General features: G+C 33.8%; 24 protein-coding genes. 15 read left to right on the top strand and 9 right to left on the bottom strand.

What is annotated here, in order from left to right:
• Positions 1 to 172: 172 nt before the first annotated feature.
• The 3 genes from meaB to mce are packed head-to-tail and all read left to right on the top strand — an operon-like array spanning position 173 to position 3,059.
• Positions 173 to 1,090: a methylmalonyl Co-A mutase-associated GTPase MeaB gene (meaB, locus tag R1F52_07905; protein WOV93012.1), complete on the top strand. Its 918-nt coding sequence runs from the start codon at positions 173 to 175 to the stop codon at positions 1,088 to 1,090.
• A 1-nt stretch (position 1,091) separates the two neighbouring features.
• Positions 1,092 to 2,669, top strand: a complete 1,578-nt coding sequence (locus R1F52_07900; GenBank protein ID WOV93011.1) for a methylmalonyl-CoA mutase family protein — start codon at positions 1,092 to 1,094, stop codon at positions 2,667 to 2,669.
• Positions 2,670 to 3,059: a methylmalonyl-CoA epimerase gene (mce, locus tag R1F52_07895; GenBank protein WOV93010.1), complete on the top strand. Its 390-nt coding sequence runs from the start codon at positions 2,670 to 2,672 to the stop codon at positions 3,057 to 3,059. It abuts the gene before it with no gap.
• Here mce and R1F52_07890 read toward each other — a convergent pair.
• Entirely contained in the window at positions 3,051 to 3,602 is a 552-nt protein-coding gene (locus tag R1F52_07890) for a CBS domain-containing protein (protein WOV93009.1), read from the bottom strand. The genes mce and R1F52_07890 overlap by 9 nt on opposite strands.
• 142 nt (positions 3,603 to 3,744) lie before the next feature.
• On the opposite strand from R1F52_07890, the gene R1F52_07885 reads away from it, so the two are divergent.
• Positions 3,745 to 4,176, top strand: a complete 432-nt coding sequence (locus tag R1F52_07885) for a hypothetical protein (protein WOV93008.1) — start codon at positions 3,745 to 3,747, stop codon at positions 4,174 to 4,176.
• A gap of 80 nt (positions 4,177 to 4,256) precedes the next feature.
• Positions 4,257 to 4,586, top strand: coding sequence for a hypothetical protein (locus R1F52_07880; GenBank protein ID WOV93007.1), 330 nt, complete (start codon positions 4,257 to 4,259; stop codon positions 4,584 to 4,586).
• 962 nt (positions 4,587 to 5,548) lie between these two features.
• Here R1F52_07880 and R1F52_07875 read toward each other — a convergent pair.
• The gene (locus R1F52_07875) at positions 5,549 to 5,746 is read right to left on the bottom strand and encodes a DUF5678 domain-containing protein (GenBank protein WOV93006.1); all 198 of its coding nucleotides are present in this window, start codon (positions 5,744 to 5,746) and stop codon (positions 5,549 to 5,551) included.
• 268 nt (positions 5,747 to 6,014) lie between these two features.
• Between R1F52_07875 and R1F52_07870 the strand changes: the two genes are divergently transcribed.
• Entirely contained in the window at positions 6,015 to 6,962 is a 948-nt protein-coding gene (locus R1F52_07870) for a homocysteine S-methyltransferase family protein (GenBank protein ID WOV93005.1), read from the top strand.
• A gap of 33 nt (positions 6,963 to 6,995) precedes the next feature.
• Positions 6,996 to 9,485 (top strand): dihydropteroate synthase, encoded by a 2,490-nt coding sequence (locus R1F52_07865; GenBank protein ID WOV93004.1) that lies wholly within the window; start codon positions 6,996 to 6,998, stop codon positions 9,483 to 9,485.
• A gap of 121 nt (positions 9,486 to 9,606) precedes the next feature.
• On the opposite strand, the gene R1F52_07860 is transcribed toward R1F52_07865, so the two are convergent.
• The 3 genes from R1F52_07860 to purN form a co-directional block, all read right to left on the bottom strand.
• On the bottom strand, positions 9,607 to 10,161 hold the full coding sequence (locus tag R1F52_07860; protein ID WOV93003.1) for a 5-formyltetrahydrofolate cyclo-ligase: 555 nt from the start codon (positions 10,159 to 10,161) through the stop codon (positions 9,607 to 9,609).
• The gene (locus R1F52_07855; protein ID WOV93002.1) at positions 10,148 to 11,014 is read right to left on the bottom strand and encodes a bifunctional 5,10-methylenetetrahydrofolate dehydrogenase/5,10-methenyltetrahydrofolate cyclohydrolase; all 867 of its coding nucleotides are present in this window, start codon (positions 11,012 to 11,014) and stop codon (positions 10,148 to 10,150) included. The genes R1F52_07860 and R1F52_07855 overlap by 14 nt, the downstream gene beginning before the upstream one ends.
• Before the next feature lie 146 nt (positions 11,015 to 11,160).
• Positions 11,161 to 11,745, bottom strand: coding sequence for a phosphoribosylglycinamide formyltransferase (gene purN / locus R1F52_07850; protein ID WOV93001.1), 585 nt, complete (start codon positions 11,743 to 11,745; stop codon positions 11,161 to 11,163).
• Between the two features lie 57 nt (positions 11,746 to 11,802).
• On the opposite strand from purN, the gene R1F52_07845 reads away from it, so the two are divergent.
• Together R1F52_07845 and R1F52_07840 are read left to right on the top strand one after the other, a co-directional pair.
• Entirely contained in the window at positions 11,803 to 12,765 is a 963-nt protein-coding gene (locus R1F52_07845; protein ID WOV93000.1) for an exonuclease, read from the top strand.
• A 31-nt stretch (positions 12,766 to 12,796) separates the two neighbouring features.
• Positions 12,797 to 13,609, top strand: coding sequence for a hypothetical protein (locus tag R1F52_07840; GenBank protein ID WOV92999.1), 813 nt, complete (start codon positions 12,797 to 12,799; stop codon positions 13,607 to 13,609).
• On the opposite strand, the gene R1F52_07835 is transcribed toward R1F52_07840, so the two are convergent.
• Positions 13,606 to 14,439, bottom strand: a complete 834-nt coding sequence (locus tag R1F52_07835) for a DNA adenine methylase (protein ID WOV92998.1) — start codon at positions 14,437 to 14,439, stop codon at positions 13,606 to 13,608. The genes R1F52_07840 and R1F52_07835 overlap by 4 nt on opposite strands.
• A 5-nt stretch (positions 14,440 to 14,444) precedes the next feature.
• On the bottom strand, positions 14,445 to 15,677 hold the full coding sequence (locus tag R1F52_07830) for a TIGR00300 family protein (GenBank protein ID WOV92997.1): 1,233 nt from the start codon (positions 15,675 to 15,677) through the stop codon (positions 14,445 to 14,447).
• Between the two features lie 486 nt (positions 15,678 to 16,163).
• Here R1F52_07830 and R1F52_07825 point away from each other — a divergent pair, with 486 nt between their 5' ends.
• Together R1F52_07825 and R1F52_07820 are read left to right on the top strand one after the other, a co-directional pair.
• Positions 16,164 to 16,577, top strand: a complete 414-nt coding sequence (locus R1F52_07825) for a VOC family protein (GenBank protein ID WOV92996.1) — start codon at positions 16,164 to 16,166, stop codon at positions 16,575 to 16,577.
• 720 nt (positions 16,578 to 17,297) lie between these two features.
• Positions 17,298 to 17,522: a hydrolase gene (locus R1F52_07820; protein WOV92995.1), complete on the top strand. Its 225-nt coding sequence runs from the start codon at positions 17,298 to 17,300 to the stop codon at positions 17,520 to 17,522.
• On the opposite strand, the gene R1F52_07815 is transcribed toward R1F52_07820, so the two are convergent.
• Complete coding sequence (locus tag R1F52_07815) at positions 17,519 to 17,812, bottom strand: hypothetical protein (protein WOV92994.1); 294 nt, start codon at positions 17,810 to 17,812, stop codon at positions 17,519 to 17,521. The two genes, R1F52_07820 and R1F52_07815, sit on opposite strands and share 4 nt — an antisense overlap.
• A gap of 5 nt (positions 17,813 to 17,817) precedes the next feature.
• Positions 17,818 to 20,553, bottom strand: coding sequence for a hypothetical protein (locus R1F52_07810; protein WOV92993.1), 2,736 nt, complete (start codon positions 20,551 to 20,553; stop codon positions 17,818 to 17,820).
• A gap of 88 nt (positions 20,554 to 20,641) precedes the next feature.
• On the opposite strand from R1F52_07810, the gene metG reads away from it, so the two are divergent.
• From metG to R1F52_07790, 4 genes are all read left to right on the top strand, one after another.
• Positions 20,642 to 22,288: a methionine--tRNA ligase gene (metG, locus tag R1F52_07805; GenBank protein ID WOV92992.1), complete on the top strand. Its 1,647-nt coding sequence runs from the start codon at positions 20,642 to 20,644 to the stop codon at positions 22,286 to 22,288.
• Complete coding sequence (locus tag R1F52_07800) at positions 22,285 to 23,022, top strand: DUF726 domain-containing protein (protein WOV92991.1); 738 nt, start codon at positions 22,285 to 22,287, stop codon at positions 23,020 to 23,022. Before metG ends, R1F52_07800 begins: the two co-directional genes overlap by 4 nt.
• A gap of 31 nt (positions 23,023 to 23,053) precedes the next feature.
• Positions 23,054 to 23,986, top strand: a complete 933-nt coding sequence (locus R1F52_07795) for an EF-Tu/IF-2/RF-3 family GTPase (protein ID WOV92990.1) — start codon at positions 23,054 to 23,056, stop codon at positions 23,984 to 23,986.
• Positions 23,987 to 25,020: 1,034 nt separating this feature from the next.
• Positions 25,021 to 25,206 carry a hypothetical protein gene (locus R1F52_07790; GenBank protein ID WOV92989.1) on the top strand — a complete coding sequence of 62 codons (186 nt, stop codon included), beginning with the start codon at positions 25,021 to 25,023 and terminating at the stop codon, positions 25,204 to 25,206.
• The last annotated feature ends 6 nt before the right edge of the window (positions 25,207 to 25,212 follow it).

Raw genomic sequence — 25,212 nt, 5'->3', positions numbered from 1 at the left:
TGTATGTGAATGTGGTATCGTGTATTAAATTTTCGTCTAGACTAAAATTTCTATATGATACTCTACAAAAATTCTCTCAAAAATCCACGTTTTAGTCATTTTTAATAAAATATATCATATTTTCACAACTATTCAGACTAAGATTTTTTTGTAAGTGTTTACGTGTTTAATCATGACAGTAGAATCTAAGATTAGATCTGGAGATCGTGGAGTAATAGCCAAAATAATTACTCAAATAGAGAACGATCCCAAAAGTATAAAACCACTACTTGGAGTATTATTCAAACAACCACTAACTTCTATGATTGTTGGAATTACTGGACCTGCTGGTGCTGGTAAAAGTAGTTTGATCGATAAATTAATCACTGGATTTAAAAAATCTAAACTCAATCCTGCAATTCTAGCTATAGATCCAACAAGTCACATAACCGGTGGTGCGATATTGGGAGATCGTATACGCATGAGGTGCTCTACTGATAGCGGTGTCTATATTCGTAGTATCGCATCTAGAGGTGCTACTGGCGCAATATCACACTCTATTAGAAATTGTATCAGAGTTTTAAATTATGCAAAATTCAATCCTATTATAATTGAGAGTGCAGGTGCAGGGCAGACTGAGGTTTCAATATCTGATGTGTCTGATGTCACAATAGTTGTGTTTAATCCAAATACTGGTGATGACATACAGACCATTAAAGCTGGATTGACAGAGATTGGTGACATTTATCTTGTAAATAAATCTGATTTGCCTGGAGCATTACAGTTGTATGATGCTGTTAGAGATTATGTGGGATCTCATGATGCTAATCCACATGTATTGAAGACGTCAGCTAAAACGGGTAAGGGAATATCTGAATTAGTCACTATAATTCAATCTGTTTATGAAAAAAAGAAAGATAATCTGGGTGTAATACACATGAATCGTTTAAAAACAGAATTGCGGGATATTGTTTTAAATAATACACGTGAATTAATTGATTCAGTGTTAGACTCTAACGTTACATATCAAAAATATTTAGATATGGTGTTACGAAATAAACTAGATCCATTTAGCGCAGCTCAGAGAATCACAAAGACCTTGGTGAAGTAATTTGGTAGTCGATAAATCTTTTGTAACAGATTCCTCTATTCCAATCAAGCGTATTTATCAAAAAAACGCAAAATCTAGACCTAAAGAAGACTCTGGTAAATATCCATTCACACGGGGAATACACTCCGACATGTATAGAAGCAGATTTTGGACCATGCGACAGTATACTGGTTTTGGAGATTCTGTACTTACAAACAAGCGTTTTAGATTCATGTTAGACAAGGGACAGACCGGTCTTAGCATGGCATTTGATCTTCCGACTCAGATGGGTCATGATGCCGCATCTCCTTATGCTGAAGGTGAGGTGGGCAAAGTTGGTGTCTCAATCTCTTCACTTCAAGATATGATGACTGCTTTTCACAAAATACCTCTTGGTACAGTTAGTAGCTCGATGACAATAAATTCAACTGCCTCTACACTTTTGGCCTACTATATGGCAGTAGGTGAGTCACAAGGATTCACTGGAAAAGATTTTCGAGGTACAACACAAAATGACATCCTCAAAGAGTATATTGCACGCAACACCTACATTTATCCACCGACTCCTTCTATGAGACTTGTTGGAGATATGATTAGTTTTTGTGCAAAAAATATTCCACAATGGTACCCAATATCAATTTCCGGATATCATATGAGAGAGGCAGGTTCTACTGCTGTTCAAGAGATTGCATTTACACTTGCAAATGCTAAAGCGTATATCCAAATGTGTCTAGATCGAGGTATGAAGATCGACGATTTTGCACCACGCCTATCTTTCTTTTTCTGTTGTACAATAGAATTTTTTGAAGAGGTTGCCAAATTTAGAGTGGCTCGTCGTATTTATGCTAAAATTCTCAAAGAAGAGTTTGGTGCCAAAGATCCAAAATCACTACATCTCAAATTCCATGTACAGACAAGCGGTGAATCACTTACTGCTCAACAGCCAGATAACAATATTGTGCGTGTTGCAGTACAATCAATGGCCGCTGTACTTGGCGGCACGCAATCCCTTCATACAAACTCTCGTGATGAGGCCCTTGCTCTTCCAACACAAGAGTCTGCTAAAATCGCACTTCGAACACAGCAGATAATTGCAAATGAAACTGGACTTGTAAAGACTGTAGATCCATTGGCCGGCTCTCATTATTTAGAATCTCTGTGTGATGAAATAGAGTCTCAAGTTTGGAAGTATCTCAAAAAAATTGAAAAAATGGGCGGCTCAATCAAAGCCATTGAAAAGGGATTCTTTCAATCAGAGATTCGTCAAAATGCGTATCGTCTCAAAAAAGAGATAGACTCTGATTCACGAGTAATAATTGGTGTGAATAAATTCATAGATGAGGATGAAACTAGTCTGGATATATTAAGAATAGATGATTCTATAGAAAAGAAACAAAAGATTGCTTTAAAGAAATTATTCTCTAAACGTGACACACTTAAAGTCAATACTGCACTATCGAAACTTCAAAATGCAGCAGAGGGTAAAGATAATCTCATGCCATATATTATTCGTGCTGCAAAAGTATATGCTACTACTGGTGAAATTAGTAACACATTCAGAGAAGTGTTTGGTCAATACAAACCAAGAGAAGTGTTTTAATTGAGACTCGATCACATTGCGATTGCAGTAAATGATGTAGAGAAATCTGCAAAACATTATTCCATGGTGCTAGGTACTGATAAGATTGATTATGAAACTATATCCTCTGAGGGTGTCAAAATTGCAATTATTCATCTTGAAAACTCTCGTATTGAGTTGATGGAGCCTACATCTAGTGATAGTCCAATACAGAAATTCCTTGATAAAAAAGGTCCGGGACTGCACCACATTGCCCTTCAGGTAGATGATATTAATTCTCAGGTGAGTAGAATGACAGAATGCGGAATTGTTTTTCTTGGCAAAGTTCGAACAGGTTCTGCTGGAACACGCGTGACATTCCTTCATCCTAAATCTCTTGGTGGCGTGCTTGCCGAATTATGCTCACTCTAATAATCTTAGAGTATCTGACGCCGTTATGATTCCTGATATGACACCACTCTTTGATATCAAAAGACATTTTGAGAATCTCATTAATGGTGCTAGCACTTGAACTGGTGTTAAATGACTAACTACTGGTGGTGGCTCTATCATTATCTCTGCTACTTTGATGTTTTTAATTTTCTTGTCCTCTGACAGGTGTGACATTATCTGATCTTCTGAGATTAGACCTACTACTACAAGTTTATCAAATACTGGAATCTGACTAATCGATGATTTTTGCATAATTTTTATAGCATGATTAATAGTATCTGTTGGTTTAATCGATACAATTTTTTTACTACATAATTCATAAACTGTTCTCTGTGATGATTTACTCTCCATTGTTGCAAGACAGTCAAAGATTTTTTTAGCCGTATCATAACCTGTGCTAAATCTCCCAGTCTCTATCTGATTCATCATTGATTTGCTAATTCCAACCATATCGCTTAATGCCTTTTGTGTAATGCCCAATTTTATCCGCATCTGTTTTATTAATTTTAATGATGGTAGCATGATACCTGTTGATACGAGTTCTTTTTTAAAGTATCATTCTATGATTCTGTTCAGTTTGTGAGACCTGAGTAGTATTTCATTTGTATTCTCTACCAATATGTCTTACAAAATTTATAGAATTCATTTTGTAAATATTTAATAAATGGAACGTACACAAGTAGACATGAAAGATGTAAAAACTGTGTTCATAGAAAGATTGGATGACATTTATGAAAATATGAATAATCGAAACTATGAAGCTTCTTCTAGAATTTCTCACGATTTAGTAAATTTTTCATGGAATCTTGAACTTGAAGATGAAGTATTTATTAGTGAAATTTTAGAAAGCGTTTCTAGCAATCTTATAGGTATGTTTAGAAATTATTCAGTTCCAAAAGAGATTGAAATAAAGATGAATTCGGAGATTTTATCGGAATTGAAATCTGTGATGGGTGCATATCCTAACAAAAATCCTTCCACTCTATATGCCTGTCTTAAGCAATTACGTTACACTACTACGTTACATCAACTTACAATATGGCAAAAATTTGACAAATCAAGAAAAAGAATATTGCGTATGGGGGATGAATTCTAATTTTATCTCCTCAAAATCTATCGAGAGATGATATATTATATGAATATGATGAAAAAAGATTACAGCAACTAAACCAAGAAATGTCTGAGAAAAATATTAATTCTGTAGATTCTTTATTTCATGCATATTTAGAATTAAATACATTGCTTACAAGAATATTACTGGAGAATAAATCACTAACACGATTCATTCAACAAAACTTAGCAGACAATTATGTGGAATCAATTAATATGGATAATTTTGAATTAGATAAAACAGAGGTCAAAAAATTACTGCTACATGAAATTAAAATTGGCGAAGTTTTTTACCCTAGTGATATATGTAAAAAGTATGGTTTAGATTTAAAAATAGTTGTTGATGTAATATCTGAATTAAAACAACAAGGACGATTTATGGAAAAACACGAGTAATATGTCAACGCGGATCAACTTGGGAGATTCTATCCATGGTGAACGTATAATATGTCAAGGTAGAAAAATATCTAAACCACAACTGATAAGAATGACCGATACCCATAAAGGATCACAAATTAAATTAACAGGTAATGCATTTTGTACAATTGATAAACCATATGTGCGAAAAAGTTAACATTTCTAATCCACAGTAACAGTAGATGTGATAGGTAATACTAACATAAAACATCCTGTGATTTGACTAGTTTGTATATTTTGTTGAAATTTTATTTTTGATATTAGATTCATTTCAATCACTCATGAATGGGTTTAGCAAACTGAACAGAACCCATTCTATGGTATTGTGTAGAACGCGAGACTTGTTTCGTACAAGGTATCCGAACACATATTTGAATATTTGAGTATGCACTATATTCCTAAATCACTTGAGAAGAGAGAAAGAGTATACAAATTTGGGTTATAAAATTAGAGGTATAAAATAATTCTTTTAAAAATTGAGCATGATTCGAGATTAAGAATTGAAACCTGACTTTGGACTTCTTAAGTGTATTTTTTTGTTTTCCCCTAGATGTAATATTAAATTGAGCAAATGATCCAATTCTCACCAATAAAACATAATCTTGTTGATTTCTTCCTTTTAGTTCTTGTATGGGAACATCTACTGGAATTTGCCCTTTATGAGTGACATTCATCGTTCCTTTCTTTATCATAAATGGTCCTGACGCACTTTTTGCCTCAATGGGTTTACCAAGTTTATTATCTAAATATCAGCTATGTGTAATGGAATAAAAGAAGTGTCTACTCTTGAATCCACCAACATTGCTAATCGTATTGATTTTAAATCATTATTTATTTTCGTCTCAACTCTAGATCTAGATATTATGCTAGATCCAATCTTATCATTAGTATATGAAAAAACTAGTTACTGTGAGTGTTTTATTTTTAACGAAATATACAATCTAGAAAATTAAAGTCTCATTGATCTTTGGTATTAATGTAAACAAGGGTTCATGTTTACCAGATTTCACTTTTGCAGATTCATAGACTTTGGTAAAATCAGTTCCACTGACAATTATTTTTTCTCCCAAAATAGATATCTCCTTTCCAGTATAATTTGAAAAATCATTTTTAGTATAATATTCAAACTCCACCGTCATGGTTATTTTATATGTACGTTTATGATTATTGTTATGATCAGTAGTATTATGAATAGCGAAGCCTATTCACGTTCAGAGAATCTGAAATTTTAATCAATATTTGATTATTGTTTATACACAAAATATTATAAACTTGTTTTACTTTTGAAAAAGATGTATAATAATTATAACAATCATAGTATAAAGTAGGATTTATTCTGAGCCTCGATATCTATACGATGCCTAATTACTAAAGTTTTTTTAGTAATTGACTTTAACTTGTGATATCATGAACAAGATACCTCTACTTGACATACTTGGTGAAAAACCCCTCCTCATTGATGGTGCAATGGGTACTGAAATTCAAAAGTTACATCCTGCCTCTACTGACTTTCCTGATGGACATGATGGCTTTAACGACGGTCTTGTATTGACTCATCCTGAATGGATAGAACAAATTCATAGAAATTATTTGGACGCCGGAGCTGACTGTATTGAGACCAACTCTTTTGGCTCTAGTGTAATCAAACTTGCCGAGTATAACATGAGTGATGATACCATAAAACTTAACAAGACCATAGCCTCACTTGCTACTCGTGTCGTATCAGAATATGATACTCCAAAATATATTTTGGGCTCTATGGGTCCGAGTGGATTACTGCCAAGTTCAAACAATCCTGATTTGGGTCAAACCCCACTTGAAGAAATTAAAAATTCTTTTTATCTTCAAGCTCTTGGATTAATTGAAGGTGGTGTTGATGCATTACTTATTGAAACTAGTCAAGATATACTGGAAGTGAAGATGGCAATTCTTGCATCTCACATGGCTATGAAAAAGATTGACAAGCGCGTTGCACTGATTGCAAATACTACACTAGATCAGTTTGGCAAGATGTTACTTGGAACTAGTATTCAATCTGCATACACAACAGTATCTGGAATGGGAATTGACATATTTGGGTTAAACTGCTCTACTGGTCCCATAGAAATGGAGCAAAGCATTCGATGGCTAGATGAGAATACCTCCCACAACCTACTTGTTGTACCCAACGCTGGAATGCCAGTTAATCAAGATGGTGTTGCTGTGTATAAAATGGATCCTACAAACTTGGCATCTAAAATGGCAGAGTTTCTCTCCTCATACCCTAACATCAAACTAATAGGTGGCTGTTGTGGTACTACACCCCAACACATTACTCAATTACGTACAATCCTGGACGAATCCATTGGCAATTGATATTAATTTACTATTCATTACAAATCATGTGTTATGATTCCTAGATTAAGCTCTGCACTTAATGCAATTACACTTGCACAAACACCACCGCCATTACTAATTGGTGAAAGATTAAACACCCAAGGCTCCAAAAAAGCAAAACAACTAGTACTTGAAGATAATATCGACGGCTTGGTTGATCTGGCACGTCTTCAGGTAGAGCAAGGAGCACATTGTCTGGACGTATGTGTTGCAACAAATGAACGCACAGATGAATCAGATTTTATGACTCGACTTGTAAAACAGATTAGTCTAGAGGTCGCAGCTCCCTTGGTAATTGATTCAACTGATCCGGATGTGATAAAACAATCACTTGAATGCATTCCTGGCAGACCTATGATAAACTCAATTAATCTTGAAGGTGATGGCTCACGTTTTGAGAAACTCGCTCCACTCATGCATCAGTACGGTGTTCCTGCAATTGCAATGTGTATTGGACCTGATGGCATGGCAAAAACTCCTCAGCAAAAATTAGATACTGCAAATCTCTTATTTCAAAGAGGTTTAAAACATAATTTACAACAGAATCAATTTGTATTTGACGTACTTACATTTACTCTTGGAACAGGTCAAGATGAATTTTTAAACGCTGGAGTCGATACTCTTGAGGGTATAAAGCTAGTCAAAAAACATCTACCTGAATCATACACCACACTTGGACTATCAAATATCAGCTTTGGTCTTTCTCCTCCAACGCGCAGACTAGTCAACTCTGTATTTCTGCATCATGCAATACAAAGTGGTCTTGATTCGGCCATCGTTAACGTCAAAGAGATCATTCCATACGCTGAGATTAATCTTGACGAACGTAAACTAGCCGAAGATCTCATATTCAACAAGCACGATGATGCATTATCTGATGTAATCTCTCACTTTGAGGGGGCAACTATTGGTAGCTCTGCGTCTGTCACCACAGATGTTGATCCCACATGGCCAGTGATGAAACGTGCAAATTATAGAATTCTTCACAGGCTAAAGGATAATTTGTGTAATGATGTGGTATCAGCCATTGCAGATCAGCTTTCACGTGCCGACAAACTTGAGACGATTAATGACTCTCTGGTGTTGAATATTCCACAAGCTGAAACACATGATGCTGCAATTGTTGTTTTAAATCAAAGCCTGCTTCCTGCAATGAAAGAGGTAGGTGATCTGTTCGGCTCTGGAGATTTGATACTGCCATTTGTTTTGAAATCTGCCGAATGTATGAAATTAGCAGTATCTGAGGTGGAAAAATATCTAGTAAAACAGAAAGGTGTAGAGAGTAAAGGCAAGATTGTTCTTGGAACAGTCTATGGTGATGTTCACGATATTGGTAAGAATTTAGTAAAGACTATTTTAGAGAATAATGGATACACGGTTTATGATTTAGGCAGACAAGTTCCATTGCAAAAATTTGTAGATAAAATTAAAGAGACAGATGCTGATGCAGTTGGTCTGTCTGCACTACTTGTACACACCTCTCAGCAGATGAAACATTTCATAGAGTATGCTAAAAAGAATAATTTGAAAATTCCCGTATTATGTGGTGGTGCTGCTGTGACCTCTAGTCAAATTGCTCGTATTGCCAAGCAAGATGAATTATATCAGCATGGTGCATTTTATTGTAATACCATGTTTGATGGATTGAAGATAATAGATACTCTTCTTTCTGATGATAAACAGGCATTCGTGAATAAATGGGTAGAGAAGATGAATGCGTGGAGAGAAGATGTGATTGTACCCTCTACAGGCAATATTCCTCATAGTACAATTAAACCCATGAGTGAAATTCCAACACTACCTGAAGATAGAATCATACGTCTAGACTCTGATTCTATCGATTTGATTAAGATTTGGGATAGGCTAAATCTTAAATCATTATTTAAATTATCATGGGGGGTTCGTGGGAATGTCTCCTCTACTGTATCTAAAGAACATGAGGTCTTGCTTGATACGTGGAAGAAACGTGTTTTGAATGAGGGGTGGTTTCAGCCTAGTGTAGTATATGGATACTTTGAATGTCATGCAAAAAATAATATTCTTATAGTTGACAACGGTAATGATTCTGTAGAATTTGACTTTCCACGATCAAGACAGAGTGAACATTTGTGTCTTGCAGATTATTTCGGCTCTAATGATATTATAGCAATGCAAGCTGTAACTATTGGGGCAGGCATAACCAAAATACTTGATGATATGAATGAGCAAAGTCAATATACGGATGCGTACTATCTTCATGGACTTGCCGTTGAGACTGCCGAGGCTCTAACTGAATGGACAAATGATAAAATACGTAGTGATTTGGGAATTAATAATCGAGGACTGCGTTTCAGTTGGGGGTATCTCAGCTGCCCTGATATCACACAACATCATACACTAGACAAACTGCTCTCTTTGAGAGAATCTGGTATAACTTTGACAGAATCTGGTCAACTAATTCCTGAGCAATCTACAGCTGCTCTCATAACACATCACAAGGACGCAAAATATTTTGTTATATAATAACGAGTGTTGGAAGAGTAGATGGTCCTTGAAGACACACTAAACTGTACCTGTACAAAAAAACATACAACACATCTGTAATACATGTTGGAATTTCAAGTGTATAATTATAATATTGGTGTTATATTTTGATGATTTGATCTTCTGTCACAATCCAGTTTACTGGAATGTCTGTATCATCTGTTGGAATATTACCGACTAGTTGTTTAGAGTATGATAATGCAATTGATGTTACATCATTTTGTGCAAGAAATTTATCAAAATACCCACGTCCATATCCTAAACGATTCCCGTCTCTTGATAGTCCCACCGCTGGAACTAGTATGACATCGATATCCTCAACTAGTTTTGCGTCTGCCCTTGGCTCTGGAATGTCAAATTTACCCATCTCCATCTGTGTAAAATCACTGACCTGTCGATACTCCAACATGCCATTTATGATTTTAGGAAGTGATAATTTAACACCCTTGGAGAGTATATCTTGCATTATGGATTGTGTTAAAACCTCGCTTCCTATTGGATAATAACTTGCAATACTTGTAGCCTCTGCATAATTTTTAATCTTTTGAATCTTTTTTTGAATCTGTCTACTTGTGATGACTTTCATCTCTGCAGATATACCATCGCGCTTCTCTAGAAGCATCTTTCTTAATGCATTTTTTTTAGAATCGGCCAAGTCTATTACACAACGATGTTGCTGTTATTGTATTCTTTAATAGCATTGCAACTGTCATTGGCCCTACCCCACCTGGTACCGGGGTTACAAACGATGCTTTCTCTATAATCTGTGAAAAATCTGTATCCCCTGTCAATTTACCATCATATCTTGTAATTGCCGCATCAATAATTACTGCCCCCTCTTTTATCATATCTGCCTTGAGAGTAAATTTTGTTCTATCCCCGACTGCTGTAATTATAATATCTGCGTTTTTACACAATTCTTTGATATTGATTGTCTTTGAATGACACGTTGTAACTGTTGCATTACTATTCAATAATAAATGATGTAATGGTTTACCGATCAAACTACTACGATTTATAATTATTACATGTTTTCCTTCTAGTTTTATGTTATAATGATTGAATAATTCCATAATCCCCAACGGTGTACATGCTATGAGAGCTGCTTTGCCTTTGTCTAGTAATCCACTATTATGGATGGTAAGTCCATCGACATCTTTTAATGGTGAAATTTTGGACATGATTGCAAACTCGTCTATGTGTTTTGGTAGTGGAATTTGAATTAAAATCCCATGTACGGAATCATCGCGATTCAACTTGTCTACTAGAATCTCTAAATCTTTTTGTGTGATATTTGCTGGTAATTTATTATCCCTCGTATCAATATTACATTCTTTGCACGCCTTGTGTTTATTTGTAATATATGTTGCAGAAGATGCATCGTCCCCAACTAAAATGGTGGCAAGACAAGGATTTGTCCCATCTAATCTCAATTGCTCTGCGGCCTCCTTTACACGTGTTTTGACAACACGTGCGACCTCCAATCCGTCTATTTTTACGCCTGTCAATACTTGGGTACATTTTATATGTTATTTAATTTCAACTATTCCACTTTGAATTATTCCAACTATCCCATTTTAAGCGTTGGACATACTTGTGGAAATTGATTAATAATGACTTGATTCGTGATTAACCCCTTGAATTATTAAACAAACTATATTTTCTTGTCAATTATTAATCTAATAGCTTTGGAATAAATTTTGTGTTCCTTTTTTAATATTCTTGCAGATAGTACCTTCTCAGTATCGTTCTTTTCTACTTTAACTACGTCTTGAATAATTATTCTTCCTGTATCTACGCCCTCATCCACAAAGTGTACTGTGCATCCTGTATACTTTACCCCATACTCTAAAGCCTGTCTTTGCGCATGTAGTCCTGGAAATGATGGCAATAATGCTGGATGAATATTTAGTATTCTATCTCTATACATTCTAGTAAACTCTGGACTGATTAATCTCATAAACCCTGCAAGACAGACTAGTCCATTTTTTGGTGTGACTTTATTTCTCTTTAATATTTTTACTACTCTCATATCATAATTCATACGAGACTCCCCCACAACACTTTCCACTATTGCAGTCTTTACATTATATTTTTTAGCAATTGCAATTCCTCTAACACCTGATTTATTTGATATCACTATTGCAGGATTGATTCGAGTCTCTCCACTCTTTATTGATTTGAGTATACTCTCCATGTTACTTCCCATGCCTGAGATTAAAATGCCCAAGTTTAACATACGGATTAACACTCTGCTTATACTGCAATTTATATCAAATTATCTCTATCTTGACATATGGTAGAATTTCGTACTACTCCTAACGGTATAGTGTGTAAATATGATGATACCATTGTTCATCTTGATCCGAAAAATTCGTCTGAGGAGGGAATCAATTTTGTATCTCATGCACATCTTGATCACCTGCCACGTGGTGATACGGGTATTTTTTTATCTTCCGTTGAAACAAGACGACTTGCGTTATCACGCAAATATAAGATGAGTGATCATCGTGATTATTATACTAATTTTCAATTAATTAATAATGGACATATTTTGGGCTCAAGAGGTTTATTATTCAACGACATTTATTATACAGGTGATATTTGTACGCGAACACGCGGAGTTTTACAGGCCGCAACAATACCCAAATGTAAAACACTAATTATTGAGACTACTTTTGGTAAACCCAAATTTGTTTTTCCACCAATATCTAAAATTAAAAATGATGTAAATAAAATAATTTCAAAAGCATATTCGAATGGTCAACCTGTTGTACTTTTAGGATACAAACTAGGTAAGGCTCAGATTTTAAGTGAAATGTTTTCAAATTGGGATCCGTTATACTATCATGATTCTATAAAATTAATTAATGATGTGTATATTGAATTGGGCGTAAATTTAAAATCTAGTTGTGGTCATTTAGCAGCTGAACGAAATAATCTTTTAGGCAAAAAACCTTGGGTAATGATTGCCCCAAAGGATACTGGCGCATCTAGTTTTGTAAAGGTGGTAAAGTCTAGGTATGATGCAATCGTAATTGATTTTACTGGATGGGCAGTATCTACACCTTTTGGGATTAGTAATTATAAAATTCCTCTAAGTGATCATTGTGATTTTAATGAATTAATTCATGTGGTAAAGGCCTCAGAGGCCACCAAGGTGTATACCGTTCACGGTTATACATCAGAGTTTTCCTCCACCTTGCAAGACATGGGCATAGACTCTAGTCCATTAGTGTATAGAAAATCACAGGTTTAAGAATAAAATAACCGTCTATGAATAATTTCTTATGATTGATATTTTGAGGGGACGATTCACCATACGTGGTGAGTTTTTTGTTATATCAGGATTTATAATTATAACATGCTTGTTTCTATTATATACAAAATATCAAGACCCAAGTAAACTGGTACCACAATCTATTGATTCCATACAACGATTTGCCTTTATGTTTTATGTTGTTTTTCTTGCAGCATTTGGTCTAATTGGATTGGGTATGTATAAATTTCACAAGGAAAAAAATAATACCCTGGGATTATTTGGCAAAATTGCTACTCTTACTTGGAATGATAAATCTAGAAAAATATTTGTATCTTGTATATTTATTTATGGCGTATTTTTCTCATTTTTATCCGGTACGTTGGTATATCAACCTGAATTAGTTTTCTCATATCACTATGGGGTAAATATTCCCTCTGTAGAATTAATCCCATGCTGTGATACTGTAGGGTATATGCCCTTGATACTGATTTATCTCACAGAACATGTTGGTCTACAAATTATTCCTATCAATTTATTATTACAAATTATAGTCTCTTACCTTGTCGCCTTGAATGTCTCCCTTGTGTTTGCAGCAAACAGTATATCGAAAAAAAGACGTAGTATTGGTAGTATTGGGGCGGCAACAGGACTTTTCATCGCCTGTCCTACATGTGCCGGATCTGCGGTATCTTTAATTCTAGGTCCCATCGCTGGAATAACTGCTAGTATTGTTTTAGGCCAACTACAAACATTATTCATTGCAATATCTATCCCTATACTACTTTACAGCCCGTTCTTTCTTGTGAGACGTATTTCTAGATTAAGTGATGAGTGTAATTAGTAATTAATGCCTATGATCTCTTTGCTGTTATTCTGTGTAACGTATTGTAGTGATCTGTATAATGATATGTTGTAAATATTAAAATCTACGAGATCTAATTCCTGAGGTAAATTTTGCTCTGATATCATAACTTTGTTTGTTTTTTTTATTTTTTTGACAAACTTGATAAATTCACTTTTTTCTAAAATATTATTGTAATGCCCATTTGTATTATTAATGTATGGTGGATATAGATAAATAAATTTTTGTTTTAAATTTATAAAATTTTCATACGATTCATTTTTTATTGTAAGGTGTTTTAAAACTTGACTGATATTTATTATATCATCTCGTTTTATTTTTGGACATGGGGTATTTTTACGCATAGGTGTATTGAAAATATTTTGTGAGTTGAATCTAATTTTACCTGAAAATGCATTCTTACTGAGATAAAAAAATCTACCTGCTGCTGTAACACCCTTTTTGATATTCATACCTCTTACTTTGAGATAATACTCTGGGCTAGAATTTTTACGATGCTTTTCATATTCGCAAAATAATCTATGTGGGGATTTCTGTAATTGAGTCATAAAATTTACCAAAACTGGATTATTATCATTGTATGTTACTCGTTCTGATCCAAAACGATTACACGCATAAATTGTAAATCCACCACCGCCACCAAATAAATCGTAAATATTTTCAGACGTATCTTTTGATATTAATGCATCAAAAATATGAGCAAATCCTGATTTACAACCAACATATGGAATGATTTTGAGTCTACTGCGTTGATTCCTTACGCTAAACTCTGTCTTGGATTCTGTCTGCTCTACTAAATAACTAGCCAAACTATTCATCTATGCATTTTCTTTAATTCTTGTAAAATGATTGGGAAAAATGCTCCGACATCTGATACAATTCCTAATGCCTGCCATGTTCCTCTGTCAATTAATTTTGTCACCGTGGGCTGACTAATATCAATCACTATTATTTTGGTGTTCGCCGGTAACATATTTCCAGTTGCAATAGAGTGGAGCATTGTAGATACCATAATTACCATGTCTGCACCCTTTAACACTTTTTTATACTCTCTTTGCGCTTTGGTGATGTCCACAATTACATCTGGCAGTGGTCCGTCATCTCTAATTGATGCTGCCAACACAAATGGTACCCTGTTTTTTATACATTCATACATGATGCCCTTTTTTAATTTTCCAGATTTTACCATGTTTGCTATTGAACCGCTCTTAAATACACTGTTTATAGCATCCATATGATTGCGATGTCCTCGAACTGCTAGAGTTCCATCGTGCATATTCATTCCTAATGATGTACCGAGTGTAGCGTATTCAATATCGTGTACTGCTAGAGCATTGCCTGCTAAAACACCATTTATGTAATTGTGTTTTATCATCCATGCGATTACATCTGAGACTCCGGTGTGAATAATTGCCGGACCTCCAACTAGAATTATTTTGCCCCCTTTTTTTCGAATCATTGCCATATCTTTGGCCATATTCTTTGCAATGTGGTGTGTGGGTCTCTCACTTGAACTACTACTTCCCATAAACTCAAAGACCTCTACGCCTCCTCTTGGTCTTTGAGGCGGTTGCACTCGTACTCCTCTATCCCCTACTATGATTTTATCATTTTTTTTCACATCTCGTATAGCCACACATGATGCTTTACCACTCTTAACTACAATACACTTATCCATCATTATATTATCCACAGAAATCCATTTTGAGTTTAGAAAAACTTGTGTGTTGTTATTGGTGGTACTGTAAAAATTGTCTGGCATTATCATATTTTTTGAGGCGCTTTTTAAAATTACGGGTTTTACAGTTACAGCAGTCGCCCCATTCCTATATACAAATTCTAAAATCCTGTCTAGATGTCTTTTGTTTTTTCCATAAATTATTAATTTAGCAAAACTAACATCATTTTTCATTTTGCCTACTTTGATGTCCTTTGCCTCAAACTCTCCATTTAGATCCATTATACCATCATAAATTTTCGTTAAAATTGCAGAATCTATAATGTGTCCTCTGATCTCTATCTCCTGACTATATCTTGTATTTGCCATACTTGTATTTTATCTCCATCTCTATGTTAATCTTTATGATTGTGGTTCTGTAAAGTTATCAAGGGATTAGTAAAAACATTCCTCTATTCAAAATGAGCATCTTTTCAAGAAACTAAAGTTAGGGTCTCAGAATATGATAAATCACACTTTCAAATTCGGCACTTTTCAGTCTATCATTTTATGATTATTGACCTGGATCTCGTGTTGATCCACTATTCATTTCTTTGGGTGATGGGGTATTGCCAAATATAGCAGAACGCTTTTTGATTTGTTCTAAAAGCAATTTAGATAAAGATTGTAATTGTACTGGAATATTACAATTCCTAGTCTATTTGACAGAACACGCTTTAATCATATCCCCATAAATCAATCTATGATAATACATAATAATTATCCCTCGATTACTTTATAGAACCATGATTGTCAAACACCACACCATAGAATTCTTATACAAAAATATTTAACAAGGTTATACCATATGTTATCGTGCAATTAAAAAAAGTTGGGAATGTAATCTTGGCAGTTAAAGACTTGGACAAATCTGTTCATTTTTATCATGAGATTCTGGGACTGCCAATAAAAAATCAACGAAGAACATGGGTGGACTTGGGCACCACTGGGGCCTTGTTGAGTCTACACCCTGCTTCACTTACTGCTGAACACATTGGTGGTTCTATTGAGAATGGGATCTCTATTGGATTTCTAGTAGGGGATGTAAAATCTGCCATTGAGGAATTAAAGTCCAACGGTATCACAATTTACAGAGATATCGTAGAGCGTGATGCAGGCAAGAATGCTATAGTTTTAGATCCTGATGAATATTTAATATCTTTGTTTGAGCCATCATTTAATGACTCTGCAACTCAAACAGGCGGTTATCATGGCTTTACACCACAATAATTACATCAATTATTAAATATCATACTGGTATGTATAAAACATGGAAGAAAAATTTCAATGTGCATACTGTGAATCCAAGTTTGAAACCTCTGATGATTTTTCAAAACATATAGATTGAATACACAATGGTTCTGGTGTACTTGAAGGCGATGCCCGTAAATTTTGAATTGTTTAATAAATTTAATGGTATAATTCGTCTTGAACAAATACCATGTATGGAGTGGGGAAATTAAATCTTTGTTCCGAATCTGTTATGAATTATAGTTATTTTGTGATTATTCTAAAAATGATTCCCTCTGATATCCAATGATTATACATGAGGCAATCCGTGTGACTCTGTTTTATAATTTGGTCTCGATGTGCTTAGATAATTATACATCTGATGATATGTCTAGTGCAAAGTTTAAACTCAGATTCTGATATTATGAAAATAATTACTGACACACAAACTAAATTTGATAAAAACTATATGTGTGTGTATCTGACCTGAATGTACTGCAAACAATTCTTTGATTTTTAACTTTTCATCCTATTGGTAGATGGAATGTGGTATTTGTGTACGGTATGATTGTAATAATGGATGTGATTTTAAAGTTTTAAAGACATTTTCAATTCTTTGCTGGTCTGATGTTGGTGATCTATTATTTTTAAAATTTTTTTTCAGCTAGAATTTATGTTCGTATCCGAAAAGATTATAAAGGCAGTTTTGGTGATTAATTCATGTCCTCAGAAAAGGATGAATTAATTAAAACACAAAAACAAGTTATTGGAATTCTCTTTGAAATTATAAAACAGTTTCAAAATAATAAAAATCTAGATGATGAATATTTGGAGATTATCTCCTCTAAAGATATGACAGATACATCTCGTCTAGACGAAATTCTTAAGGAGCGTACACAAAACTCGTCTATTATAAATACACTATTAAAACAGTTGGACACCTAATCACAATCACAACTATCTTTCATCATGTTTAATTTATTATTTTGTTCATATTTGTCTTGCAAGTAGTGTGATAAATTGACAATTCTAGTTATACTTTCTTTATTCGACCAACTACCTTCATTTTCAAACCATGATTTAATTTCATCTGTGTTATATGTCTGATTCTTTTGTAAGATTTTTTTAAAGATGTGTTTAATCTGCTCAATCTCTTCTTCAGTTATAGTTGTTTTATTTTGAACTAGATTTGTAATTTTATTTAATTCCATTATGATGTCATTAGTCATAGGCATGTTATTTAATTGACATCTCCTTTATTTTTATGTATAATTCTAATGCGAAATATTAATTTATGCAGTGATATGTTTACTCTGGCAAATATGTCATACCCTAAATATTTTGATACAATTATGGTTACTATTCCTCCACCAACAATCATGATTCCTGTGTAATTTGTGTCATGAATAGCTCTGATGTTCAAGTCTTGCTGTAAATTGATTTCTTGTTTTGCCAACTTGGTGTCATATCCTACTGGGAGTCCATCCCATCTCAAAAATGATTTATAAATCAATATGAATATGAATGATTTTTCGTCTGGTCGTATTGTGATTGTATCCCCATACAAATGATTAATGGTGTCATTAATTATAATTCCATCTGTAATATCAATTTTCAATTTCTTTTTATACACTGCAAGTATTATAGTATCTGAATCTAGTTCTAAATATAATTTATTTGTTATTTGTTTTTCATCAATTACTATTTTATCAAATGTGTATTCTAATCCATTTTTAATGTGTATTGGTGGAAAGATAACCCTAGTTTTCGTAGATGCTGAATACTCTATTGGCGTTTTTAATGTATCATTCATGTTACCTAGATTTATTACTACATTTAGATTATTTCCCTCTGAATCCTGTGCAAGTAATGATAGATACGCCAAATTTTTTACATTCAATTGAATTGGAAATATTTGTGTTACAAACCCTGATTTTTTTGCTATAATTATTACATCATGTATGCCAATTTTTTTTGGATACAACACAAATAATTTCTCTTCTACTTTTTCATGTGGTATGTCTGTATCTAGGCTAATGTCTACATTGTCTGTTGATGTTAGTATGCGCAAACTAGTCGAATCATTCACCCTTACAGTATCCTCAAAATTTGCGTCAAGCGACATTTGATTAATAGATGTGTGAGTACTGGCAGTTGCAATGCCTGAATCAGTATGTACGGTAATGGTAATGATACCTTTTGCGTCTGTTATGAAATTTCCATCAATAAATCTAGTTTTATGCGTGGCAGACCATGACTGAATGTCGTCAATTCTCTTGATAGGTGTTCCATCTGTGTTTACCTTGTGAATCGTAAAGGGAAATTTCTCACCGGCGTGTGTATATTTCGGAATCCATAACGATATATTTGTAGAATCATATCTTGGCTGTATAATTTTAGTTGTAGATTTTATGTCTGTAAAAGATATAGTCATTCTAAACTGATTCTGTATGATACCGGAAATTATTGCTGTATTTTTATATTTTGTAATGATTGCATCTTCAAGTCCATCTGAATGTGTTACATCTATAGATGGAAATTCTCCGAAATTTATTTCTGCATCTATTACAGATCCAGTTTCATCCGTTATCGCTATTATTGCTAAATCTTGTATTTCATTTGATATGTGTACAGGTAGTGGTATGATTTTAAATTCATACACATCATGCGACATTGGAATTGCTGTTAGTGATGTTTTGTCTTCTTTTAGATCATTTCCTGTTGCAGTTAGTGTATGATTGCCAAAACCTGATATATTTATATCAAATATGATGGATTGCCTATCTAAACTAGTGGGGGAAAACTTTACAATTGGTTTATGTAGTAAACCCTGTGATGCTAGAAATATATTCTTCTCTGCATTTTGTATGGGAATGATTGTATAGTCCTCTGCATTCGTGGTGTATAGTGAAATTATTCCATATGCTTTATCTGATGTCACATTAGGATACACCCATAATTTTATTTGATTATTCTGTAAATTGTCGCCTGTTTGTGTCGATTCAACTACACGAACATGTGCTTTGGCAGTGCCGATATGCGGGCTAATCGCATGTATAGTTACAAATCCCTCATTTTTTGCATAAATATCTGTGATTTTACTTCCATCCGTTATTAATAATGACTGCTCTTTTGGCATTATCTGCCTTGATAAATCTACCACGTTAGTATTATTTGATGTCAGATAGACTCGTATTGGCAATTTTGGTATGAATGGTTTATCATTTTTTTCAATAGATACTATGGCATACCCGTGTCCTCCTTGGGCTAAAATATTTGGTGCAATGTATAACGATATTCGTATCTCATCTCTGAATTTTTCTAGACTTGTCAAGTTTGGCGCAACATTCTTTGCTGAAACAAATACCTCTCCCTTCCCCTCAACATCAATCTCAAATACTGCGTGAGTGTGATTCTTTAAAATATAGATATTATTTCTAGTAGTAATTGGACCTATTGAGGTAATGTCTACTATTATATCACTGTCTGAATATACTGGTCTACCATTAATATCTAGTAAATATACCACACCTATGATTTGATCTGCTTTTATCAAAGGAAATGTATATGTACCGAGTTTGAAATTATCTCTATACCCTGATGTTATGGCAAAATTGGTACGTATAGTTTTTCCATCTATTGATGCCACAATGGTCACATTTCCACTGCGTAATGTCTCCACCTCAAACATTCCCTGATTTACTCCTTGTGATATTATAATACTACGTGGGACTATTACCAAATCTTGTTCTAATGATGTAAGAAATATTATGGTATCTTTGTTTGCACTCTTTTCCAGATAAATAGTTCCCTGATATGTATTATTTTCAAGTAGAATTGCAGGTATGTGTATGCTGTTATCCCCAAACACCTCTTTAGGGATATGATGTGTAGTGATTATGACTATAATCAATATTATGCTACCTAGATACCATAAATCCCGGCTTTTTTTCATATTGTGTGATATTTTGTTCATCTACGAATGATATTCTTATTTTACGATAAAAGAAAAAATCATCTTGATTTATTGTAACCTTATTAGACTAGATTAAATTAATTTATTCGTGCAAAAAAGAGTTATAGTTACAAGTGCACTTCCCTATGCCAACGGTGAGATTCATCTGGGACATATTGCATCGACTTATCTTCCTGCTGATGTAACGGTACGGTTTTTAAAACAAAATGATGTACGAGCATACTATTTTTGTGCCTCAGATGATTATGGTACACCTATTTTACTACAGTCTGAAAAAAAAGGTATAACCCCTGAACAGTATGTATCTGAATGGAATAAACGTGATGCTGAAGATTTTGCCAAGTTGGACATAAACTTTGATTTATTTTATCATACTAGCTCTGATGAGAATAACCAATTTGTTCAAAACGTGTTTACCAAATTATCTGACGCCGGACACATAACACAATCAATAATATCTCAATTTTATTGTAAACAAGATGATAAATTTCTACCTGACAGGTATGTAAAGGGAACCTGTCCTCACTGTAGAGTTGCAGATCAATACTCTGATCTGTGTGAGAGTTGTGGTAGAATTCCTGAAGAAATTCTCAATCCAAAATGTGCTATATGTGGTAAAACACCAACACAGAAAGAATCACTACACTACTTTTTTCAACTAGAACATTTTACAGATAAATTGAATCATTGGCTTGATTGTAATGATAACCTACAGAGTGATGTAAAAAATTATGTACGGAATTGGATCAAAGAGGGTTTAAAGGATTGGGATATAACACGTGACATATCCTGGGGCGTTCCTATTCCTGCATCTGAGGGTGCAGATAAGGTCTTTTATGGTTGGTTTGATAATCACCTAGCATACATTTCAACGGCTATAAAATATTTAGAATCCATTGGAGAGGATGGAGAAAAATTTTGGAATTCTGCAGACATTTATCATTTTATTGGAAAAGATATTGTATATCATCACTATTTATTCCTCCCTGCTATACGTATGGGGGTTGATGAAAAATTTAAACTTCCTGATTATATTCCAACACGAGGACATTTAACATTACAAAATAAAAAAATTTCAAAGAGTAGAAACTGGTATGTGGGTTTACGTGATTTTTTACAATATTACCCTGCAGATTATTTGAGATTTTATTTAATATTTATTACCCCATTTTCTCAAAATGATTTAAACTTTGATTGGGATGATTTTGCGTCGAGAATAAATTCTGAACTCATTGGAAATATTGGAAATTTCATAAATCGAACACTAGGTTTCACCTGTAAGGAATATGGTGGTTTAGTACCAAAACCCGATGACATGACTTCTGTAGATCTAGAGGCTAGAGAAGAGATTATGAATATTTCTACAATTGTGGCAGACTTGGTACAAAATAGTCAACTAAATCATGCACTGAAAAGGATCTTAAAATTCTCTGCCTACTTTAATCAATACTTTCAACATTCTTCACCTTGGAAGGGTGGTGTAGGCTCTGCTACCTGCATATATCTATCTGTAAATGCTGTAAGGTGTCTCTCAATACTATTACACTGTATCCTTCCACAGTCTAGCCAGAGAATTTGGGAACAATTGAATCTTTCAGACCTAGTATCTGATGTGTCATGGAATAATGCCTCCAGTCTATCTATCTCTCCAGGTCACGTTGTCTCAAAATCTTCTCCCCTGTTTGCCAAAGTTGAACAAGACGATATCAATATGCGTAAATCTGAATTAAAATGATTCCAACAATTAGTACTCGTGGTTTCTATGATTTATCTAGTGGTGTTAAATTAAACAAGAAATCTTATAATTTATCATTAAAAAAGCAGTTTACTCATCTTGAGAATGTAAATGAATTTTGTGTGGTAATTCATGGGTTACGTAACGATCGTGCTAGTGCTAGGGAAAAATTTAGTCTAGTGCAGAAAAGATTAAAACAATTAGGATACACATATCCAATTGTCGGATTTACTTATGATTCTAATACTCGTGGGGCCCACTTGAAAAAATATGAAAAACACGCCCTTTGTATTGGTCAAAAAATTGCTGTAAAAAATGGTAAAAATCTTGCACAGTTTATTATAAATTTCAAAAACCATTCACCAACAGTCAAGATTCGTCTATTGGGACATTCACTAGGTTCATTGGTGATATCTAGTACACTTGAAAATCTCTCAAGGATGAATGTGTGTGGCGCCGTCCAGCGTGCATATCTATTTGGTTCATCACTACCTGCTGATATCACACAATCTGTATTATATGGTGATATGATTAAAAATACCACTAAATGTGGGATTCTTAATTACTACTCTTCTAATGATTCTGTTTTAAAATATGCTCATAATACTAGACAAATTAGCAGACCGTTAGGATTGTTTGGCGGTAAAAACGAAAATGGATTTGTACATAAAAAACTTGATGTTGAGAATCATAGATTTATTAGTGACATATCTACTCTTTGGTCTTTTCCATAGCTTAAATTAATTGTAATCTATTCATTATTGTATGTATTCCATAAATTTTGCCTTGTTGTCTAACCATGATATTGCAACTCAATTTGGTAAAAAAGGTACTAGTACTGATCTGACGCTATATGATAAAAAAGACTCTGACGTATTGCGTACATGGATTGTTCCAAGTGGATTTCCTGATAAAATTCAACCTCTGCTTCAGGCCATAAATATGTCTGAATATATCATTTTTTATGTAAATAAACTAAATCGTTTTACTGGTGAGCAAATAATTGCACTTGACTCCTTAAACATGACACAAGGTATTCTTTGTCATAGTTTTGATGTTGATGAAACAAAATTACTGTCTATGATTCGTGGAACTGTTTTAGAACGATATGAATTAGTGAAACAAGATGACTTGAAATCACATATGATGTCATTCCCACAAGTCTCTTCTGACACGAATAGAAACCTACAAATAATAATTGATCACTCTTTTGAGGTTAAAGGAGTTGGAACTGTTGTTCTTGGTAAAGTTATGACAGGACAATTAAAACAATATGATAACCTTGTATTATTGCCATCTGGTAAAAAAGTAATGGTAAAATCTATTCAGATGCATGATGATCCTTGTACAGTGGCGCAATGTCCTGCACGTGTAGGATTATCTCTCAAGGGAATAAAATCTACAGATATTAATCGTGGTGATATTTTAGCCTCTTGTTCTCTAAACGTGACAAAAACTTTTCATCTTGATTTGAAAAAAAGCCCATTTTATACCAAAGAGATTAGTATAAATCAAATGTGTCTTGTATGTGTTGGTTTGCAGATAAGATTTGCACGATTCATCTCTATATCCCCTGTGACAATTGAGACTGAGAGACCACTTGTTTTAGAATCTGATTCAATCTGTATTGTGTTGAAACCAGAATCTCAGACTAGTAGAATATTGGGTAGTGGCGTTATACAGCATATAGAGCAATGACATCCTTCTTGTCTTTACATCTCACTGTAATTTATTATACTTGTCTTACTGTGTCTCTTTCAAGATGTGAATTTTTAGATTTAGGAAAAATACAAACCTCTCTCATTGATGAATTTGTTATATACTAAAATTTTACAAAGTATTTAATAGTTGAAAATTTGTGAATTATTAATACTAAAATCACATCAGTTTGAAGCCCACTTATACCATTGAATGATATGTTGGATTTTTCTGAAATTACATGTCACATTTCCATACATCAAGTATTCAAGTTTCCAATGTGCTATTTATTAGTGAAAATATTATTATGAGTAGATCAAAATACAAATATTTTGATCCAAGTGTGATACTAGATTTTTTGTTATGAAACACAAAGGAGACTTCCCAAAGCATTTTAATTTCATGATGTATATGATATATAAAATAACTACAACTCTACACATTACTCAAAACAGTTCTATGCATGTGTAAACAAGTAGCAGTTTGTGATATGTTGTATATAAAATATTTCCAATATTCATCGTTGTTGGGCTCATATACTGTGAGATATCGAAATCATATCATTACATATATATCAGATACAACAGTTACATGTCACGATACAAAACCTGTATTGTAAAATATGGTATTTAGATACAATTGATTCCGATGTGATAATGAGGCATATCTTATAAATTATTAATTCCTACATGAATGTCACACAAGAACAGTTTGAATGTAAATTAGAGATAGATACTCTTAATTTAGTTTGATTTCTAGAATACGATGGTGTAAACACCAGTGCCTATCGAATGTGAATTGCTAGATGTGGTTATTCGTCCAAGTCGGAGGATGAATGATTAATGAGAAATGAATGAGGGTATTGGTATATTGATGATGTGTTATTTGACTTGTAGGGGATGTGACCTGAATATCAAAGATATGTTATTAGATTGCTCAAGGAGAATCTGAATGTATGCCCTGATCACTAGACAAACAGTTATAAATCATTTTTTCATTTTTAATAAATATTGCATAATTACTGTCATTCGCCTATGATGATTCTATCTTTAACTGCTATTGTTGTTCTCTCTGCCACTTTGCTCTTTCCACTAGGTTCTGCTTTTGGACAAGCACAAGCTCCATATACTAATATTGATGGTGATACGATAACTTTATCTGTGCCTCCTACTACCAATCTATACACTCTCACATACACAGATTCAGCTGAATATAAATAATTTAAA

It is taken from the genome of Nitrosopumilaceae archaeon AB1(1), assembly GCA_033471095.1.
Taxonomy (GTDB): Archaea; Thermoproteota; Nitrososphaeria; order Nitrososphaerales; family Nitrosopumilaceae; genus Nitrosoabyssus; species Nitrosoabyssus spongiisocia.
The sequence above is the reverse complement of the archived record's forward strand: the minus strand, read 5'-3'. Positions and strand labels throughout refer to the sequence as shown.

Bases quoted from the DNA above. Each gene is read 5' to 3' on its own strand.
- meaB (WOV93012.1), top strand. From the start codon at position 173: ATGACAGTAGAATCTAAGATTAGATCTGGAGATCGTGGAGTAATAGCC.
- R1F52_07890 (WOV93009.1), bottom strand. From the start codon at position 3,602: ATGCTACCATCATTAAAATTAATAAAACAGATGCGGATAAAATTGGGC.
- R1F52_07885 (WOV93008.1), top strand. From the start codon at position 3,745: ATGGAACGTACACAAGTAGACATGAAAGATGTAAAAACTGTGTTCATA.
- R1F52_07880 (WOV93007.1), top strand. From the start codon at position 4,257: ATGTCTGAGAAAAATATTAATTCTGTAGATTCTTTATTTCATGCATAT.
- R1F52_07875 (WOV93006.1), bottom strand. From the start codon at position 5,746: ATGACGGTGGAGTTTGAATATTATACTAAAAATGATTTTTCAAATTAT.
- R1F52_07870 (WOV93005.1), top strand. From the start codon at position 6,015: ATGAACAAGATACCTCTACTTGACATACTTGGTGAAAAACCCCTCCTC.
- R1F52_07865 (WOV93004.1), top strand. From the start codon at position 6,996: ATGATTCCTAGATTAAGCTCTGCACTTAATGCAATTACACTTGCACAA.
- purN (WOV93001.1), bottom strand. From the start codon at position 11,745: ATGTTAAACTTGGGCATTTTAATCTCAGGCATGGGAAGTAACATGGAG.
- R1F52_07845 (WOV93000.1), top strand. From the start codon at position 11,803: ATGGTAGAATTTCGTACTACTCCTAACGGTATAGTGTGTAAATATGAT.
- R1F52_07840 (WOV92999.1), top strand. From the start codon at position 12,797: ATGATTGATATTTTGAGGGGACGATTCACCATACGTGGTGAGTTTTTT.
- R1F52_07830 (WOV92997.1), bottom strand. From the start codon at position 15,677: ATGGCAAATACAAGATATAGTCAGGAGATAGAGATCAGAGGACACATT.
- R1F52_07820 (WOV92995.1), top strand. From the start codon at position 17,298: ATGTCCTCAGAAAAGGATGAATTAATTAAAACACAAAAACAAGTTATT.
- R1F52_07815 (WOV92994.1), bottom strand. From the start codon at position 17,812: ATGCCTATGACTAATGACATCATAATGGAATTAAATAAAATTACAAAT.
- R1F52_07810 (WOV92993.1), bottom strand. From the start codon at position 20,553: ATGAACAAAATATCACACAATATGAAAAAAAGCCGGGATTTATGGTAT.
- R1F52_07800 (WOV92991.1), top strand. From the start codon at position 22,285: ATGATTCCAACAATTAGTACTCGTGGTTTCTATGATTTATCTAGTGGT.
- R1F52_07795 (WOV92990.1), top strand. From the start codon at position 23,054: ATGTATTCCATAAATTTTGCCTTGTTGTCTAACCATGATATTGCAACT.
- R1F52_07790 (WOV92989.1), top strand. From the start codon at position 25,021: ATGATGATTCTATCTTTAACTGCTATTGTTGTTCTCTCTGCCACTTTG.